The organism is Flavobacterium johnsoniae (assembly GCF_030388325.1).
GTDB classification, from domain to species: Bacteria; Bacteroidota; Bacteroidia; order Flavobacteriales; family Flavobacteriaceae; genus Flavobacterium; species Flavobacterium johnsoniae_C.
Genome location: NZ_CP103794.1, coordinates 1942829 through 1961092 on the forward strand (window position 1 = coordinate 1942829; position 18264 = coordinate 1961092).

General features: G+C 30.8%; 17 protein-coding genes. 3 read left to right on the forward strand and 14 right to left on the reverse strand.

The features are described 5' to 3' along the window. Positions 1-23 precede the first annotated feature (23 nt). The 13 genes from NYQ10_RS08595 to NYQ10_RS08655 form a co-directional block, all read right to left on the reverse strand. Positions 24-704 carry a 3-keto-disaccharide hydrolase gene (locus NYQ10_RS08595; RefSeq protein WP_289879990.1) on the reverse strand — a complete coding sequence of 227 codons (681 nt, stop codon included), beginning with the start codon at positions 702-704 and terminating at the stop codon, positions 24-26. Next, complete coding sequence (locus tag NYQ10_RS08600) at positions 701-883, reverse strand: hypothetical protein (RefSeq protein WP_289879992.1); 183 nt, start codon at positions 881-883, stop codon at positions 701-703. Before NYQ10_RS08600 ends, NYQ10_RS08595 begins: the two co-directional genes overlap by 4 nt. 42 nt (positions 884-925) lie before the next feature. After that, positions 926-1786, reverse strand: coding sequence for a hypothetical protein (locus NYQ10_RS08605; RefSeq protein WP_289879995.1), 861 nt, complete (start codon positions 1784-1786; stop codon positions 926-928). A 129-nt stretch (positions 1787-1915) separates the two neighbouring features. Next, positions 1916-2404 carry a hypothetical protein gene (locus NYQ10_RS08610; protein ID WP_289879996.1) on the reverse strand — a complete coding sequence of 163 codons (489 nt, stop codon included), beginning with the start codon at positions 2402-2404 and terminating at the stop codon, positions 1916-1918. Between the two features lie 58 nt (positions 2405-2462). Further along, positions 2463-4307 carry a TlpA disulfide reductase family protein gene (locus tag NYQ10_RS08615; RefSeq protein WP_289879998.1) on the reverse strand — a complete coding sequence of 615 codons (1845 nt, stop codon included), beginning with the start codon at positions 4305-4307 and terminating at the stop codon, positions 2463-2465. Positions 4308-4461: 154 nt separating this feature from the next. Further along, positions 4462-5328, reverse strand: a complete 867-nt coding sequence (locus NYQ10_RS08620) for a class I SAM-dependent methyltransferase (RefSeq protein WP_289879999.1) — start codon at positions 5326-5328, stop codon at positions 4462-4464. 6 nt (positions 5329-5334) lie between these two features. Next, positions 5335-5799: a DUF962 domain-containing protein gene (locus tag NYQ10_RS08625; protein WP_289880001.1), complete on the reverse strand. Its 465-nt coding sequence runs from the start codon at positions 5797-5799 to the stop codon at positions 5335-5337. A 94-nt stretch (positions 5800-5893) separates the two neighbouring features. After that, entirely contained in the window at positions 5894-7123 is a 1230-nt protein-coding gene (locus NYQ10_RS08630) for a TMEM143 family protein (protein ID WP_289880003.1), read from the reverse strand. A gap of 176 nt (positions 7124-7299) precedes the next feature. Next, positions 7300-8145: a hypothetical protein gene (locus tag NYQ10_RS08635; RefSeq protein ID WP_289880005.1), complete on the reverse strand. Its 846-nt coding sequence runs from the start codon at positions 8143-8145 to the stop codon at positions 7300-7302. Between the two features lie 99 nt (positions 8146-8244). Beyond that, positions 8245-9090, reverse strand: a complete 846-nt coding sequence (locus NYQ10_RS08640) for a hypothetical protein (RefSeq protein WP_289880007.1) — start codon at positions 9088-9090, stop codon at positions 8245-8247. 448 nt (positions 9091-9538) lie between these two features. Next, positions 9539-10003 (reverse strand): hypothetical protein, encoded by a 465-nt coding sequence (locus tag NYQ10_RS08645; RefSeq protein ID WP_289880010.1) that lies wholly within the window; start codon positions 10001-10003, stop codon positions 9539-9541. Between the two features lie 354 nt (positions 10004-10357). Then, the gene (locus tag NYQ10_RS08650) at positions 10358-11071 is read right to left on the reverse strand and encodes a LytR/AlgR family response regulator transcription factor (RefSeq protein WP_289880012.1); all 714 of its coding nucleotides are present in this window, start codon (positions 11069-11071) and stop codon (positions 10358-10360) included. Beyond that, on the reverse strand, positions 11044-12042 hold the full coding sequence (locus NYQ10_RS08655) for a sensor histidine kinase (RefSeq protein WP_289880013.1): 999 nt from the start codon (positions 12040-12042) through the stop codon (positions 11044-11046). The genes NYQ10_RS08650 and NYQ10_RS08655 overlap by 28 nt, the downstream gene beginning before the upstream one ends. A gap of 340 nt (positions 12043-12382) precedes the next feature. Between NYQ10_RS08655 and NYQ10_RS08660 the strand changes: the two genes are divergently transcribed. After that, positions 12383-12628: a hypothetical protein gene (locus NYQ10_RS08660; protein WP_289880016.1), complete on the forward strand. Its 246-nt coding sequence runs from the start codon at positions 12383-12385 to the stop codon at positions 12626-12628. A 243-nt stretch (positions 12629-12871) separates the two neighbouring features. Continuing rightward, positions 12872-14401 carry a SulP family inorganic anion transporter gene (locus NYQ10_RS08665; protein WP_289880018.1) on the forward strand — a complete coding sequence of 510 codons (1530 nt, stop codon included), beginning with the start codon at positions 12872-12874 and terminating at the stop codon, positions 14399-14401. 158 nt (positions 14402-14559) lie between these two features. On the opposite strand, the gene NYQ10_RS08670 is transcribed toward NYQ10_RS08665, so the two are convergent. After that, a complete protein-coding gene (locus tag NYQ10_RS08670; RefSeq protein ID WP_289880020.1) occupies positions 14560-16938 on the reverse strand; it encodes a hypothetical protein in 2379 nt (792 codons plus the stop codon). A gap of 373 nt (positions 16939-17311) precedes the next feature. Here NYQ10_RS08670 and NYQ10_RS08675 point away from each other — a divergent pair, with 373 nt between their 5' ends. Continuing rightward, positions 17312-18220, forward strand: coding sequence for a helix-turn-helix domain-containing protein (locus tag NYQ10_RS08675; protein ID WP_289880022.1), 909 nt, complete (start codon positions 17312-17314; stop codon positions 18218-18220). Positions 18221-18264 lie beyond the last annotated feature (44 nt).

Sequence of the window (18264 nt, forward strand, 5' to 3'; positions counted from 1 at the left end):
TATGAAAATTACACAAAAAGGGTTTACTGTTTTATCACAATATTGCGAAACCAAACATCATTTCCGTGATCTTGAAGAGCAATTTTTCCTTTTTTGAATGTTCCAAAATCTGGCCAAGTGGCGAATTTACTTTCAGCGATTAGTTTTTTAAAATTATCATCCCAAAGTGTCGTTTCAACTACTGTCACGCCATTTAGAATTAGTGTTAATTTTCCATTTTTACTGATGATTTCGGCAGTATTCCATTCTCCAACAGGCTTTACAGGTTCAGAATTGCTTTTAATCAAATCGTATAAATCGCCAGCACGGTGTTTTGTGATTTTTCCATCGGCATGACCGTCATTGTCTAAAACTTGCATTTCTAAACCAGTGCTGTATGTGTTTTTATATTTCTGAAGATTTTCATTAACATAAAAAATAATTCCGCTATTACCGTTTTCAGAGATTTTCCAATCTAATTTTAAATGAAAATTTTCAAATTCAGCGTCTGTTACCAAATCACCGCCTTTTCCGTTTTTGATGGCTTTCGGATCAAAATGCAAAACACCGTCTTTTTCTACTTTCCATCCAGAATCGGCAGATTTTTCGCCATATGTATGCCAGCCTTTTAATGTTTTTCCATCAAAAAGTGGTTTAAAACCTTTTTGCGATTGAATAGTATTCGAAAGCAATAAAATCAAAAGTGCAGTTATAAACTTCGTCATTTTTTTTTAGAATTTTTGATGATCATATACACTGAAAACAGAAACACAACAAGATAGATAATGTCTAGTTCTGGTTTTTCAAATTTAAATGTTTTAAAATCAAATTGTTTGAACAGCGTTACGCCCAAAATAATAGCGATTACCCAAAAGATAAACAGCATTGGTTTTTTATTTTCCATGGTTTTAATTTAAAGAATATTGGTTAATAGATTATTCGTTTGTTACAATTTATCTTGCGCCGCACGCAGCATTTCGGCTATATTTTCGTTTTTGAAATTTTCCATAAAAGTATGAATTAATGGAACGGTCGGACTGTTTGGATATTTTTTCAGAAAACGGTTAAACTCCTCAATATTTTCCGGATAAATGTATTTTTCGTCAGCTGCTCTTTCATAAGTTGGAGTATTATCTTCGCCTATTAAATAATCTAGCTGATACATTTTATAATCTTCTTTTACCGATTTCATCAGTTTTGAATTTGGATATTTATTCATGAAATTTTCCCAAGAAACCACTCGATCTCCTAAATCTTTAAAAGAAATAATAAGTCCGGCATCTGCAGAATAAGGCTGTTTGTTTTCTTCACTTTGCATGAACAAATATTCTTTGTAATCGCGCGTTACATAGTTTTTAAAAAGCGTATAATAAAAATCGGGTTTGGTTGTAATTTCAACAATACCTTCTCCTAATTCATCAAACTGAAGTTGGTGTTTTAAAAGTTTATCATTTAAAGATTTGATTTCCTTTTTATCTGCTTCTTTTTCGCTGTAAAAATTTTGCAGTAAACGATCTTCTTTTTCGTCTATCTTGTGCAGTAAATAACCATTTTCTTCATGATATTTTTCATACAAAACATTGGCTTCTTCAGCAGAAATAGATTTTAATTTTAAGACAATTTCGTCTTTCTTTTTAGTGAATAAATCCAAAAGTGATCCAGAATTAGAAATCACTTCAGATGCAGAATGATCGGCAGAAATACTGTCATTTTTTATTTCCGACGAATTTGTAACTGTTGTGTTTTCAGTTTTTTTGCAGGCAGAAAATAAAATGATTATGGCTAATAAAGTAATAAGTTTTCTCATTTATTTATTAATAAGTATTGATAATGATTTTAGTTTTAAAAGGGATGAGTTTACATTAAAAAAGGACAAAAAAAAGATAGAATTCTTCTTTGTCCTTTTGAGAATCTGTTTGAAAGAAAAGAATACAGTTTATTTAGGTTTAAACTCTTTTACTCCTCTAAATTGTTTAAATTCTGAATATATTTCGATACCGAGAATTTTCCATTTTCTTGTGCCGGTAACTGAATATTGATAAATATTTTTTTTCTCCAATTTATCTAGAAATATATTTTGAGTCTTCCATTCTGTACCACTTAAAAAACCGCTTCTGGTAACAATTGCCGAAATTGCATTTTCATCATCATGAACCACATTCAATTCAATTTTTGTTGCTAAATCATCTTCTAGCGTAATCTCTGAGAAAAACGTATTTTGATTTACTTTCTTTTTATGAAATTCAAATTTTTTATCTTCTAAACTCTTGCTCGGTTTTGTGATGAAAGATAAAGCAAAGAAAGAAAAAAGGATAGCAACAAAAAGTCCAATTTTTTGACGGATTTCGACAGCTTTATTAATACAAAAAGTAATAAAAACCAGAAATGTAAAAACATTTAGTATACCCCAGATTAACTGTATCATAAATTTAATTTTGGTATATCAAAAATACATTTTTTTTGTTTTAAAAATAAGAGAATACTTATTTTAATTGTTCTTCAATAATCTTTCCTATGTCGGTATTTGAATTGTCATAAGCTAGAATGTCGCCTTTTTTATCAATAACGATACGTGTTGGGATAGCTTGAATTTTATAATTGCCAACTACTTCTTGTTTGAGATCAAAAACAACGTTAAAGTCAAATTTTTTCTCTGTAATATAAGAACTTACTTTTTTTAAAATCTCGTCTTCTTTACCATTTTCCCAAGTGTTAACAAACAGGAAAGCAACATCTTTATCTTTGTATTTAGTCACTAAATGCTGCATTTTTGGAAAAGAAGCTTTACATGGTCCGCACCAAGTTGCCCAGAAATCAAGAACAACTATTTTTCCTTTATAATCTGAAAGTTTTGTGTCTTTTCCGTCTAGATTTTTCAAGGTAAAGTCAAAGGCATTTTTACTTCCAAATTTTTCAAGAAGATCTTTGTTTTTGTTTTCTTGTGCTAACAAATCTGTTTTTTGCTGAATGGCATCAAATTCAGCCATAGGCAATTTCTTTTCAATGTAAATTTCTTTAAGTTTAGAAAGAAATGCAGGTGAAGTATTGCCTTTACTGATTTCATCTTCAATATAAGCTTTTACTTCATCTTTACTTTTTACCTTATCCAACATTGCTAAATAGCGTTCTTTTCCGCCAGCGTCCAATCCGTCAAGAGCTTTAACTCCGCTTTGGTATTTAAAAGCTTCATCATATTTGCCTTGTTTATAAAGCAGAAGTGCATAAGTATCAGCAAACATATTGAATTTGCCATTATAATCAGGCGTGTAACATTCTTTTCGTTTTGCTTCAATAATGTCTACTGATCGTTTAGAAACTTTTGTGGCAAAGTCAATATCTTTTACAGGCATTGTTAAATCACCGCCAGATTGGCCCCAAGCAAAATTGTTATATGTGTCTTCTGGAAGATTTAAATAAGGTTCGCAGGCTATAGCCTTTTCCAATTCTCCTTTATCTAAATATATAGGCACCAAAGCAGAATAAAAATAACTTAGTGATCTCTTAGAAGTATCGTTAGGATATTTTGTTTTAAAAGCATTAAGACTTTCTAAAATAGAAGCTTCTGTTTTATCAGGCTGATCAAAGAATTTTCGAATAAAATCCATTGCATCAATTCTATTTGCAGGAAACTTTTCTGAAATTTCTGTTTTTAATTTTTTTGCTTGATCTTGCGTCTCATTATTAGAACTATAGATGTAATACGCAGAAGTTAAATATTCTTCAGTATTTCTTTTTACACATTTATCGGCAAAAGCTAGAAGGTCTTTTTCTCCTTGTTCTCTGTTGAGAGACTTTTTAGTATATAAATATTCTAAAGAAACGATATCATCTCTTAATTTTGGATATTTTGCAAATACAGCATCATATTCAGCAATTAAATCTTCTCTTTTTGGATCTGATTTTAGTCTAAAAAAGTACCCCCCATTACTTCTAACAGAAATTTCGTTTATCAAACTTTTTCTTAATTCAATATCATTTTGTGTTTTTAAAAGTACAGAATAACCTTTTTCATTATTGCTATCTGCAATTTTTTGTGAATCGTTTATAGTCGCTAGAATAACTCTAACAGAATCAGGAACTTTTGCGGTAAACTCATAACGTTTTCCACTTTTTTTCAGCGGACTTATGTCAGAAGAAAAATCAGTAGGAGTAATATAGAGAAAATTTACTTTAGCGTTGTCTTCAATAACAAGACCTTGCGGAGGTTCATAAACATACGTATTGGGTTTGCCAATGTTGAATTTTGAGTTTTTTAGATAGATTTTTCCGTTTTGAGAAAATAGATTGCTAACAACGGCAAAGAATAACAAAAGGTAGATTTTTTTCATCTGTTTGTGGTTTTTTGTTTGTTTATTTCTTAATTGTTTAACGAATTGTAAAAGTAAATATTATATCATCCATTGTTTTTTTATTAAGAAAATATTAGCAAAAACGACAAAATTATTTTGAAATTTTTAGCGTAAGTATATCTTTTTAAATAGTTTACTTTTTTATACCAATTGCGGTTCTGTAAAATTCATAACCTTTTTCAGATCGGTTAAGAAGATACTTTTTACGATAATCATCAGCTCCTAAATCTTCACGAAGCTCAATATTAAACTGATTTAAGTAATCTGAAAGGTCTTCTGGAAAAAAGCCAAATGTCCAGTGTTCTTCTAAATTTTCAAGATCTTCCAGAAGTTTTTTACCGCCTAAAAAAGATTCTGGATTTAAGAGAATATTTTTATGTACGTAAGTAAAAATAATATGACTGTTTGCAGCGAATTTTGAAATAAAGGCAAAAGTGCTTTTTACAGCATCTTCGGTTAGATAATTCGTTACGCCTTCCCAAATTATGGCAGTTGGTTTAGAAAAGTCTAAATTATTCTCCGAAGCCAGTTGTTCTAAATTTTGCTTGTTAAAATCAATCTGAAGAAAATGAATATTTTGAGGAATTTTTCCGATTCTGTTTTTATAAACTTCAGCTTTGAAATTTGATGTATTCGGATGATCAATTTCTATTACAGGAATTTCTTTTAGTAAATCAAGGCGTACAGCTCTCGTGTCAAAACCCGCGCCTAAAATTATAACTTGTTTTATGCCGTTTGAAACCGCATTTTTAAGTAAATCATCAATGTATTTTGTTCTGGCAATTCCAGAAGACAAAGCTCCTGGAATCTTTTTTTGTATAATATTATCAATATATTTTGCAGCAATTGGATATTTATATAATTGAGTTGCAAGTCTTAATTTTGAATCTATAAAATGAATGGCATAAGGATCTGAAAACAATCTTTCTTTACGTTGTGTTTCCAATGCACGAAAGAACGCCATATATTGTGCCGTTCTGCTTGTTTTTTCTGCTTTCATTTTAATCTATTTTCTAGAAAACAAATTCTCAACAACCCAAGCTGGTCCAATTAATAAAAACTGAAGATCTTTAAGAAAAGATGGTTTTTTTCCTTCAATATTGTGTCCATAAAATTGTCCGATCCAGGCAATAACAAATACGCCAATCGAGAAAGCCCATAAAGTAACAAACTGTCCGATGTAGTAATTTGCAAATAAACAAAGCATAGAAAAAACAGCAATTTTAATTGCCATAGAAATTGATAATCTGATGTAGAAAATAAGAACAAAAAGCAAAACTATGAAAGCCCAATTTTCGATAATTGGCGCATTTAGTTTTAACGTATTTGAAATTATCGAACTCGGAATGCTCATTAATAATCCGACGATAGAAAAGAAAATGGCTGGTACACAAATGTAGTGTATGGCTTTGTTTTTTGGGTTTTGGTGACTTATTGCATATTCTGCAAACCATTGGTCTAATGTTCTCATTTTTGTGGTTTTATAGTTAGGTTGCAGTAAATCTAATGAAATTTCTTTTACGTTAATCGGAGAACCATAAACGAAAAACTAACTAGTAAAAAAACTATTTCTGATTATATTGAAAAACATTATCCCATAGTTCGTCAATTGTAATAAGAGCTTCGTTTAAAGATAAAACGGACCATTTTCCATTATTTTCTAAACCAAGTCCGATACTTTTTAATTTTAATAGAGCGTCATTTACGTCAAAATCGAAATCGGTATTTAATTTTGTTTTAAACCAAGATTCGATTTTATTGTCAAGTTCATCAGCTGTTAATGATTTTTCACTTTCGTGTAAAAAAGTATAAGCTAGAATGGTTTCTTTTAAAGCTTCTTCTTCAGACGAATTTAAAAGCGAATAGAAAGCTCCACTGTTATTTCCAACATTTTTAAAGTACAAACTATCAGAGAGAGTTTTAGAATATCTGATTTTCTTGTTTATAAAATTATTGTACTGACGAAAGCAATAAACTGCTAAGATTCCTAAAGCAATTAAACCTTGATTTAAAGATGTTTTGCTGTTGAGTAAATCGATTGTTTCGCCAGTTTGATATGCGTCGTACATATTAATCAAAGCCGGAATTACTTTCGCGCTCAATAATGAGATTCCACCAAAAACAGCCGGAACCCAAAGTAGCATTTTGTCTTTTAAAGACATTTTAGGAATTGCATTCGGAAAAATCGTCTCGAGATCATTTTTAGGAACTCTTTTGAAAATTTTCAATCCAATAGAACCTGGGTCAATTGGCATTTTTCCTAATTTGACTTTCTTACTTTTAAGATAATCTGCGTCGCTGTAATTTAAATAAATTAAGACACGATCGTAATATTCTATTTCTACTTCTTTTGTCCAAAAAAAGTATTTTTTGACTTTTTCTTTGCTTTTATGATGACCTCGTGCGTAGAGTTCGAAATCTTTAAATGCATTAAAATCGATAGAAAGATTTAAGCCAATCAAATCAGATTCTTTAAAAGCTTTATCCAAAGCATTCTGATCAATTCTGTAATAATTTCCACGTTCTAAAACCTTCAAAAGTGTTTCTTTAAAAACTGGAAAATCACTTTTATTGATAAACTGCTCGCGTTCTTTTTCGCTTAAATCTGGATCGTAAAGCGCATAATTCTGTTTAAGATTTCGATTAAGATTAAAAGATTCATAATGATAATAATGCTCGATAATATCGAAAAGTTTCTTAAAATCTTCTGTTTTTTTAGCATCTTCAGCGAAAGCGGCAATTTGCTGTTCGAGTAAAAATTCTTTGTTAAACGGAATATAATGTTCTCGCTTCATGTCGATTTTGGGCTTTAATTTCGTGGCGTTTATTGAGCGCAAAAATACGGCTTTTTTCTTAGAGGCAAAGTTGCATTATTATAAAGAACTAGAACAAAAAAGCATTTAAAAATATAAAAGCCGTAAAGAATTTCTTTACGGCTTTTTGTTTGCAAAGCAAATGTGTTTTTAAATTATTAATAAAGCTTTTGCGCAACCAAAGCTCCATACGCAGCTGAAAATACAACTCCTGTTCCATTATAAATACGTGGAGTATTAGTTGTTACATTACCCATTATTTGATACCATAAATAAATAGTATCTACTGGTTTTGTTACATTTACTACAAATACATAATTCCAGTTAAGAAGTTTGTTTGCAGGTATAACTTGAGTTGATATGCTTGTATGCCCTCCATTCCCAAAAATAGTCGAGGGAGTAAAAACACTAGAACTTGAAGACCATCCCGCAACTAATTCGGCGTAGTTTAATGAAGTGGAATTAGAGGGAGTCCAGTTGCTAGTTCTGTCTGTTAAATAAATTATCCAGCTCCCTTTTCCTAATGTTAATGAACGTCCTGAATAAATAAAGCGATTATAAGCTAAATTCATTGCCGAACCTTGAGGTGCCATAAATGATGCTGCTGCAACTGGCGCAACCCATTTAGCAACACCATTAGCATCAGATGTTAATATTTTACCAGCGCCTTGTGTTCCGTCAACAATTTGTAAAGCACCATTAGTTGTTCCATTATTAATCTGAAGTTTTGCGTTATCTCCTCCTGTCAATGATTTATTAGTATTAATGAGTACCTGACCGTTGGTTGTAATACGCATTTTTTCGTTATCTTTAGTTAAAATCGGAAGGTCAAAAGCATCTTTTGTACCTAAATTTTCAACTGCATTGTTTGTATTTCCATTCAGCTGCCATTGTGGAGTTGTATCTACTTGTACTTTTTTTCCATTAGGACTCACTAAAGTTTCTGTTTGCGCAGAAACTAACATGCATTGTGTTAATAGAAATGATATTAAAAGTTTTTTCATTTTTTTAAACGTTTTTTACTAGGTGTTTTTTTGTGTCAAAAACCTATTAATAAAATGGTGTGAAAAATTAGTATCAATCACAAAATTTGTTCTTAAGAATTAATAAAGTTTTTGTGCAATTAAACTTCCATACGCAGTTGAAAATGAATCTCCATTTCCATTATAAATAAATGGAATATTAGTTGTTACATTGCCCAAGATCTGATACCATAAATAAATGGTATCTACTGGTTTTGTCACATTTACTACAAATACATAATTAAAATTAAGGAATTTGTTTTGCGGGATAATTTGAGTAGATACACACGAGTGCCCTGCATTTGCAAAGATAGATGAAGGTGTAAAAACGGTAGAACTTGAAGACCATCCTGCAACTAATTCGCCGTAGTTAAATTCGTTGGCAGTAGAAGGAGTCCAATTACCGGTTCTGTCTGTCAAATAAATTATCCAACTTCCTTTTCCTAAGGTTAATGAACGCCCAGAATATGTAAAATGATCATAAACTAAATCCATTTGTACACCAGGAGGCGCCATAAAAGAAGCGGCGGCAATTGGAGCAACCCATGTAGCAACACCATTTGCATCAGAGGTTAGTATTCTGCCTTCGCCTTGCGTTCCGTCTACAATTTGTAAAGCACCATTAGTTGTTCCGTTGTTAATTTGAAGTTTTGCGTTATTTCCTCCGTTAAGTGATTTGTCGGTATTAATTAAAACTTGTCCATCGGTTGTAATACGCATTTTTTCGGTATCATTGGTTATAACCGGAAGATCAAAAGCATCTTTTGTACCTAATTTTTTAAGTTCATTGTTGGTATTTCCATTCAGTTCCCATTGAGGAGTTATATTTACTTTTACTTTTTTACCGTTGGGAGTAACTAATGTTTCTGTTTGCGCAGAAACTAACATGCATTGTGTCAATAAAAATGACAATAACAGTTTTTTCATTTTTTTTTGTTTTTTGAAATTTGTTTTTGAGTATTTTTCAATATTAAATGCCATTTATAAAAAGGCAGACAAAATTATGATGAATGAAAAATATTTATAGCTCTCCAAAAGTTTTGTTTATATCAGATTAGGGTAAATTTTACTTGATGTAGTTAAATCTCTGTTATATAGGAGAAAAGATATTGGAAAATAAAAGAATTTGATAAAATGAGGTAATTACGAATGCAAAAAAAAGTGGGATTTCTAATCGGTACCAGCGATTTGAAATCCCACTTCTGTGTTCCAAAAAAAGTGACAAAAAATTTAAAAGCCTTCTAGGAGAAAACCTTATTCTAACTAAAAATTATTCACAGCAAGTTTACGCCAAAATAAAATCATGGCTATACGTATTTATACCTGTTTTTTTGAAAGGTGTAAAGTTGCAAAGTGACAAAGTTGCAAAGGTTGTTTAGTTTAAAGTCGACTTTTTGAGATTGATAACTCCTTGAATATATTTTATTAATTCTTCTTTTGTTACCGAAAAATTGGCTTTTTCAGCTTCAGTATTTAAGTATAAAGTAGCAATACTTTCGGCATCCATATTCTGAGACAGATAGTGATGTTCTGCATATTGTATTAGAGAATCAACAAAAATTTCGCGTTGTTTGCCTTTTTCAATTGTTTCCTGATCGCCATCTTTTATTTTGTCGATTACAGATTCTGGTAAATCTATCGTAAGATACATGCAATCTACGGCAACTTTATTAAGTATTTCTTTTTCGACTCTTCCAGTTGCATTGCAGTAAGCGCATGGAGCAGGAACCCATTTTAATTGTCGATTCAATCGAATGATATCTTCCCAGTCAACAAATCCTTTTCCAAGACATCTCGGACATTCTAAATCTGATTTTCTAAAAAAATTAAAAATGCGCATTGGTTATAAAATAATCTTAGTAGTTGTGTCGCGCGAATTTAAATAAATAAGTAAGAAAAATTACTCGTATATGTACATTTTTTAAGAAAATAATTCGCAAAATTGCGTTTAAGTATATTTTTGTTTGATTTAAATTAATGACATATAACGTTTTCGTAAATTTGAAACCCCTTGTAATTATTGGGAATACGAGATTTTAATATTGTATTAGATTTAGTACAAAAAGAATTTATTTTTTCAAATTCAATAACGTAAGAAAAAACTTCTTTTGTTTAATTGAAAGAAATGAGTTTAATTTTTTGTTTAATATTCGTTAGACAAAAAATAAACAAAAGATTTTAAAAATTTCTTCAATTACCTAATCGGCAAATTATCCAACAAAATCTGATATTTTCTTCCCACAGGAATAACTTCGCCGTTACTGATCGTTAAAGTTTTATTGACAACCGAAGTAATTTCGCGTGTATTTACAATAAACGAACGATGCACCTGAACAAAATGCGAACAATCAATCTCAGTAGAAATGCTAGCAAGCGAACCGTAAATAATAATTGGAGATTTCAGTTTTCGGCTGTATAATTTCATATAATTACCAAGACTTTCAATATATAAAATATCAGTCAGTGGCGTTTCAATCACTTGACCATTCGAGCGATACGAAAGCACTTTTTCGTTGCTGTTGTCTTCCTTTTTTAGGTTATTTCCAGAATGATAGGTTTTGGCTTTTTCTATTGCTTTGGCAAATTTATCGAGAGAAATAGGTTTTAGAAGATAATCGATAGCATCGTTTTGATAAGCAGAAAGTGCAAAATCTGAGTACGCTGTTGTTACAATTGTAAGCGGGCGATTGGGTTGTAATTCCATTAATTCTACTCCCGAAATTACAGGCATATTAATGTCGAGAAAAATAATATCGTATTGGTTTTCGTTCAGTAGTTTAATAGCTTCCATTCCATTAAAAGCACTTCCGGAATGTTCCAGTTCGTCAAACTTTGAGATGTGAGAAATCAAGGCTTTGTGTGCCGGCGATTCGTCATCAATTATAAGACAGCGGTAGGTAAGTGCCATATGGATAATTTTACGGTAAACATATTTTTCTCTTTTTTACAGCTTAAGTCGTGTTTTAAGCCATAAACTTCTAAACGTCTTTTTAGATTTTCAATTCCAATCCCAGTGCTCGAAAGACGCGATTCTGAATCCAAACAATTGTTTTTCAAAGTAAAAATTACACTTCGGCATTTTACTTTTAAATCTAAATTGATGAAAGGTTCAGCAGTTTCAGCAGAAAATTTTACTGCATTTTCAACTAAAGGTAAAAAGAACAATGGCGGAATTTCGATTTCATCATGTAATCCTTCGATATTTTGACTTACAGTAAGTCTTTCGTTTCTAAAGGTATAATATTCGATATATTTTTTTATGAAAGCAATTTCCTCTTCCAATAAAACATAATCTTTTTTTGAAGCCTCAATCTGATAACGCAGCATGTCTGAAAGATTAAGGATTCGATCTGGAACTTTATCTGGTTCTGCCAATGCTTCTCCATAAAGATTATTCATCGCATTCAGCAAAAAATGCGGATTTAATTGTTGTTTTAAAAACGAAAGTTCCGACTTGAAATTCATAATATCTTTATCGGCATCCATGATTTTTTTTGTAATCACAACATGAATAAAATAGAAAAACATTCCATTAATAAGAAGCGATAAAATCTGCAATGTTTTGAAATTTCCGAAACCAACCAATGGGAAAAACCAATTAATAAAAAAATAAAAAGAAGTCCAGTAAGTCAAAAACAGGAGGAAAAATACTTTTACCTTTCTTTTGAATAATAACTTTTTAATTACAAATAGATTAAAAACAGTAATCCAAAGAATACATGGAAAATATCCTATTGCAATTTTACTGACCATATAACAAAAGTCATGACCGGCCAAACGAAGTTCATCATAAACACAGGCAAAAATCACCAATAGAATAAAGGTGTGTACGATGAGATTTCTGAGAAAGAAATTTTGGTAAATTTTGAGAATTTTCATGACGGCAAAAATAATATAATCGTATAGTTTTTAACCATTTGTAAAGAATAATTTATACCAACGCCATTCGTATAAATCATACGCCGTTGGTATAAAATTGCTGTTGTAATAAAGGTTTGTGCTATATTTTTGAATGGTGTTTTGATGATAAATATATAAGTAAAATTCAGGTTTTAAAATTTTTAAAAAAAGAAGAATTTACTTAAATTTAAAATGCTTTATTGAAAGTTTTTACTTAATTTTAAACCTTTCAAATCTAAGCAGAATTTATGATCAAGAAGAAAACCTATAAAATATTTTAACCCTAAAAATATTGTATAATCTTTTTAATCAAAGTGATATGTACCAGTTTAAAGAATTAAAAGAGGCAGATATGGTTGTGGAGATTTTTAAAACAAATGTTCAGAAAGAATCTGATAAAAATTATGTAGTTGCAGTTATACAATCTCAATTTCCTGATTATAAAATTAATTTTGATTTAGAAGATTGCGATAAAATACTCCGAGTAGAAGGTATTGATTTGCAATGCGAAAATATCATGGATTATGTGCATTGTTTAGGTTATACTTGCGAAAGAATAGATTAATAAAATAAAAAACAGGTGTAAATACGCTACGATATATAATTTATTTGTAGGTATTTTGTGTGAAATTTATTTATAGAATTAAATTCATAAAATGACTAATATTATTCTTTCGATTTTTCTTTTTCTTTTAAAACAGTTAAGTTAATTTCTTCTGTTTTCTACTTCTTCTATTGCGAATGATACTTTTTTATTACGAAAAGGTTTGTCCTTTTTTTGCATATAATTTTTCTAATTTTGTGCCTTATGAAAAAAACATTCCAACTCTTTGATTTCTCTCAAAAGGTAAATTATAAAAACGAAATTTTAGCAGGTTTAACCGTTGCAATGACAATGATTCCTGAATCTTTATCTTTTGCAATTTTGGCAGGATTTCCGCCATTAGTTGGATTATATGCTGCTTTTATTGCAGGATTGGTAACAGCTATTTTTGGAGGAAGACCTGGAATGATTTCGGGCGGAGCGGGAGCAACCGTTATAGTTCTCATTGCTCTCATGAAATCTCACGGAATAGAATATGTTTTTGCAGCCGTTGCGCTCGGCGGTGTGGTGCAAATTTGTATCGGACTTTTTAAACTCGGAAAATTTATTCGTTTAGTGCCACAGCCTGTTATGTTTGGTTTTGTAAATGGTTTGGCAGTTGTGATTTTTATGTCGCAATTAGAACAATTTAAAACCATTGTAAACGGACAAGTTTCTTGGCTTCAGGGAACTCCTTTATATATTATGCTAGGTTTGGTTGCGCTTACTGTTGCTATTGTTTTGTTTTTTCCTAAAATCACAAAAGCGGTTCCAGCGTCTTTAGTTGCAATTATGGTTGTTTTTGCCTTAGTAATTATTTTTAATATCGAAACTAAAACAGTCGAAGATATCGCTTCTGTTCAAGGCGGATTTCCTCCTTTTCATATTCCGAATATTCCTGTTTCTTTTGAAACTTTAAAAATCATATTCCCTTATTCAGTAATTGTCGCGGCCGTTGGTTTGACCGAAGGTTTGCTTACGCTGAATTTAGTCGACGAAATCACGGGAACTCGTGGCAACAGTAATCGCGAATGTATCGCGCAAGGAAGTTCGAACATTCTAAACGGATTTTTCTACGGAATGGGAGGCTGCCCGATGATTGCACAAACTTTAGTAAATCTTGGCGCGGGTTCTAGAGCTAGACTTTCTGGGATTATTGCAGCTTTAACTATTTTAGTAATTATACTTTTTGGTGCGCCAGTAATTGGAAAATTGCCAATGGCAGCTTTGGTTGGTGTTATGATGATGGTTGCGATTACCACTTTCGAATGGGCAAGTTTCAGGATTATTAATAAAATGCCTAAACATGATATTTTCGTTGGAATTCTGGTTGCTTTAATAACAATTGTATTGCATAATCTTGCGTTGGCGGTTTTAATTGGCGTAATTATTTCAGCTTTAGTTTTTGCTTGGGAAAGTGCAAAAAGAATTCGCGCCCGACATTTTATTGATGAAAACGGAATTAAGCATTACGAGATTTATGGACCATTATTTTTCGGTTCTGTAACTGCTTTTATTGAAAAATTTGATATTCAGAACGATCCAAATCATGTTATAATCGATTTTAAAGAAAGTAGAGTTTCTGATATGTCGGCAATTGAAGCTTTGAATAATCTCACTAAAAAATACAATCAGGAAAATAAAACAATAGAATTACAGTATTTAAGCGCAGACTGTAGGAAATTACTAAAAAATGCTGGCGCTGTTATTAAGGTAAATATTATTGAAGACCCTACTTACAAAGTTGTTTCTTGAATTAGATAATTAGATAATGATATTGGCTGTAAAGGCACACGGCAGTGCGTCTACGCAATGCATAAACCCGACAGGTTTTTAAAACCTGTCGGGTTTACTATTTTGTTGAATAAACTCCAGATTTATCAGGAGGTTGTTCAAATTATCAAATTGACAAATTAAAACGATCCTCCAATAGGAATTTTTTTGACTTCCGATATTAAATATCCTTCATCAGTAAAACCTTCTAATAAGACATTTATTTCTTTTTGGCCATTCTTTGGTATTTTAATTTGATAATCTGAACCATTATTTAGTTCGATGTTTGGAGACCAATTTAAGGTGCCGAAATAATTAAATTCTTCCTGATTTTCTAATAGTGCCGTTTTGTAAGTGAAGTTTTGTGCAAAACCTTTTGTTACGACTAGTGTCGTATATTTTTGTTTAAATAAATCGTTGTTTTTCCCGATTTTCATGAAAATTTTAATTGTTCCTTGTGCATTAACAATTTTTCCTTCTGAATGAATCCCGGAAATACTGGAGATTCCATTTCTATCAATATAGATTTCATCTGTTTGGTTTAATGTCATATTTAAAAGCTGTTCGAAGTTGTAGATCAAAGTATTGTCAATATAGATACTTGGACTAGTAGGTTGGTCTCGAGATCGACGGTCATATATAGCCACTTTACCATCCATTGAATTAGATACAAGATAACCGTTAATAGAAATAAATTCCAATACTGTTCTGTAATCTTTGTCGTCAGATTTAAATGCTCTGGCCATAGGGCTCACTTCGGCTTTATGAATAAAAACCTGTTTTTTAAAGGTGTTTTTTATAGCTACTTCTTTTAACTCAGAAACTTTTGCTTTAGGTGGTGGGAAATTAAAAATAGGATTAGCATCTTTTTTTATTATAGGACAAATTATTTTTTCAAATGAAGGCTCCAAAACAAATCTAGGCTCAGTTCGGGCAATTCGTGCTTCTAGTTTGGTAGTTAGAGGAGCATTTTGTTCATTAGTCATCTGAAAACCTAAAACAGTCGAATCCTGAACAAAAAAATGTTCAAATTTAAAATCATTATTTTGATCAATATCAGTTGCTTCAAATAGATTGTTTTTTGCCGAAAAAAGAGAAATTTTATATTTAGAATTTGTTTTTTGTTCTTTCTCAACTTTTCCATTTATGGTAATTCCCTTTTCAGATTCGTAGGTAATTTTTGGCGGACCTGCTTTAATATTTTCCCATAAGTATTTGCTTTTAGGTTGTGTGACCAATAAGAGTTCTATGTCTTGTAATCGAGTTTTATTTTCTGGATTAAAATAAAAATAATTATCGTTTACGGGTTTGTCTAAATAGGCATTTAAATAAAAAGTACCCAAAATTGATTTTTTTTGAGTGCCGGAAATGATTTTTTCAGGAAGAATACTAATGCTCAAATGTCCTTTGCCAGCTTCCGTTTTTCCAGACAAGATAATGCTGTCGTTAGCAGTTGTCTTTGTTTGAATTATTGTGGTTGGAGTCACGTCGTGTTCAATATAAGCCAATCTTTGGGTAATTTCATTCAAATCTTCATCTAATACTCTGGCAGTATTGATGCCATTTGGTAAAAAACTTTTATCAAAGAAAATGGGCTGTTCAGTTTTGTTATTATTGAAGGTGACCTCTTGTTGCATCGAATTTCCATTTTGCTGAATGAGCACAATGAACTTTTTGTTTTGATAAACTTGAAGCCCTTTTTTATTGGTTTTAAGAACAACAATCAAATTGTTTTTGGTCGGATAATTATGTTCTGTTAAGATCAGTCCAGTTTCTGAAATCTTGTCTAATGGATGTTCTATTTCTAGTTTATCGGTATTTATTTTTAGAGTGTATTTTTCATTCAAATTGGGTGTAAAATAAAAAACACCATTTCCCATTTGATTGGTGTGAAAGCTCGCGACTTCATTTGATTTAGAATCCAAAATAACACCATTTGTTATTTCAATTCCCTTTTTATTGCAATCTGTAATCTTAACTCCTATGGTATTAACGATATCATTTAGTATAATTCCTCCTTCAGGGAATAAGCGTATTTCTGCTGTTTTCCAATTCGGTTCATTGGTTTTAAAAGTATAGGGCTCTTTTGTGTCAATAATTTCAATAGTCTGATTAAAGGAGTCATCTTCTTTGAAATTATTCATCCAGTTAGTATAAAAATGAAAATGATAATTACCACCTTTAAATTTTTCGTTTAAATGAATGCCGCCAGAAAAAATGCCACCTTGTGCATAAAGTAATTGTTTTTGAACTATTTGATTTTCGTTATTATAAACGATTAATTGAACATTTGTCGTAGTGCTATTTGGGATATTATTGTTTTTGCTGAAAATGTATCCTTTGAAACCAATATCTTCATTATTTGTATAAATATTTTTATTGAATTGAACGTGAATAATCTCCCGGTCTTCTGAAAAATAATCAGTAAGGTACTTGGTGATTTTATCTTGATTGCTAATTGCCTGTGAAAAGGATTGTAGGCAGAATAAAAAACTAAAAAACCGGATGATTAATTTCATATAATTGAGAGTTTTTGGTTGATTGTATTATTTATAGGATAAATTAAAATTTAATTACAATACTAATCTGAAATAGTTAAAAAATAATAATTCTCTTAAAGGGTATACTAAAGTAAGATAATTAATCATAAATTATGCCAAATTTCTAATTCTATTTATAATTTATGTTCCTGAAATGCAATGCTTTTGAATTGATAGATATAATATATGTTTTTTCTTCTTAAGTACTTTAGTTTGTCAAGCTGAGCGAAGTCGAAGTCTATAAGAGACACTGCGGTGTATCTCTACACATATGCGTTGTGCTTACATTATCTTATTTTCTAATTAACAAATTATCCAATTTTAGAAAGATTGATTTTTGTAACTTTACGAAATGAAACTCACAGAAACTTTAGAAGATTTTTACAAAGTAAAAATAAATGGAATGCCTGAAAATCTTAAAAAAGAGATTGGACATTTTAATGTTTTTAAGCTGGATGATTATATAGGGAGCACTTGTAACCCTTTGCCTTACACGAGAAAAGACTTTTACAAAATTAGCTTAATCATTGGGAAGAACAAAGTGCATTATGCTGATAAAGTTGTGGCTATTGAAGATCAGGCTTTGTTCTTTGCAAATCCGCAGATTCCTTACAGTTGGGAACATATTGATGAAAACCAAACTGGATTTTTCTGTATTTTTACAGATGCTTTTTTTAGTCAGTTTGGAAATTTAAAAGAATATCCGCTTTTCCAACCAGGAGGTAATCCAGTTGTTCCAATTTCTACAGAGTTAGCAGAATCTTTGAAAACGGTTTATTTAAGAATGCTTGATGAAATAAATTCTGATTATGCTTTTAAATATGATGTGCTTCGAAATTTAGTTTTTGAAATTATTCACCTAGCTTTAAAAACGCAAACTGTAACTGCTTCATTATACAGTAAATCGAATGCTACAATTCGTGTTTCTTCTTTATTTATGGAATTATTAGAACGACAATTCCCAATTGAATCGATTTCTCAACAAATTAATTTCCGTTCGCCTTCAGAATTTGCAAATCAGTTAAATGTACATGTAAATCATTTGAATAAGGCTTTGAAAGAAACAACTGGAAAGACAACTTCTCAGATTATTTCAGAAAGAATTATTCAAGAAGCCATGATTCTGCTGAAACAAACCAATTGGAATATTAATGAAATTGCGTGGTGTTTAGGCTTCGAAGAATTATCTCATTTTATCAATTTCTTTAAAAAAAATGTTCAGGTTTCACCAAAAAACTATCGTTTAGCAGAAATTGTTTGATTTTTGTAACTTCTTGCTTGATTGCTTTAATATTTGAGAAGCAC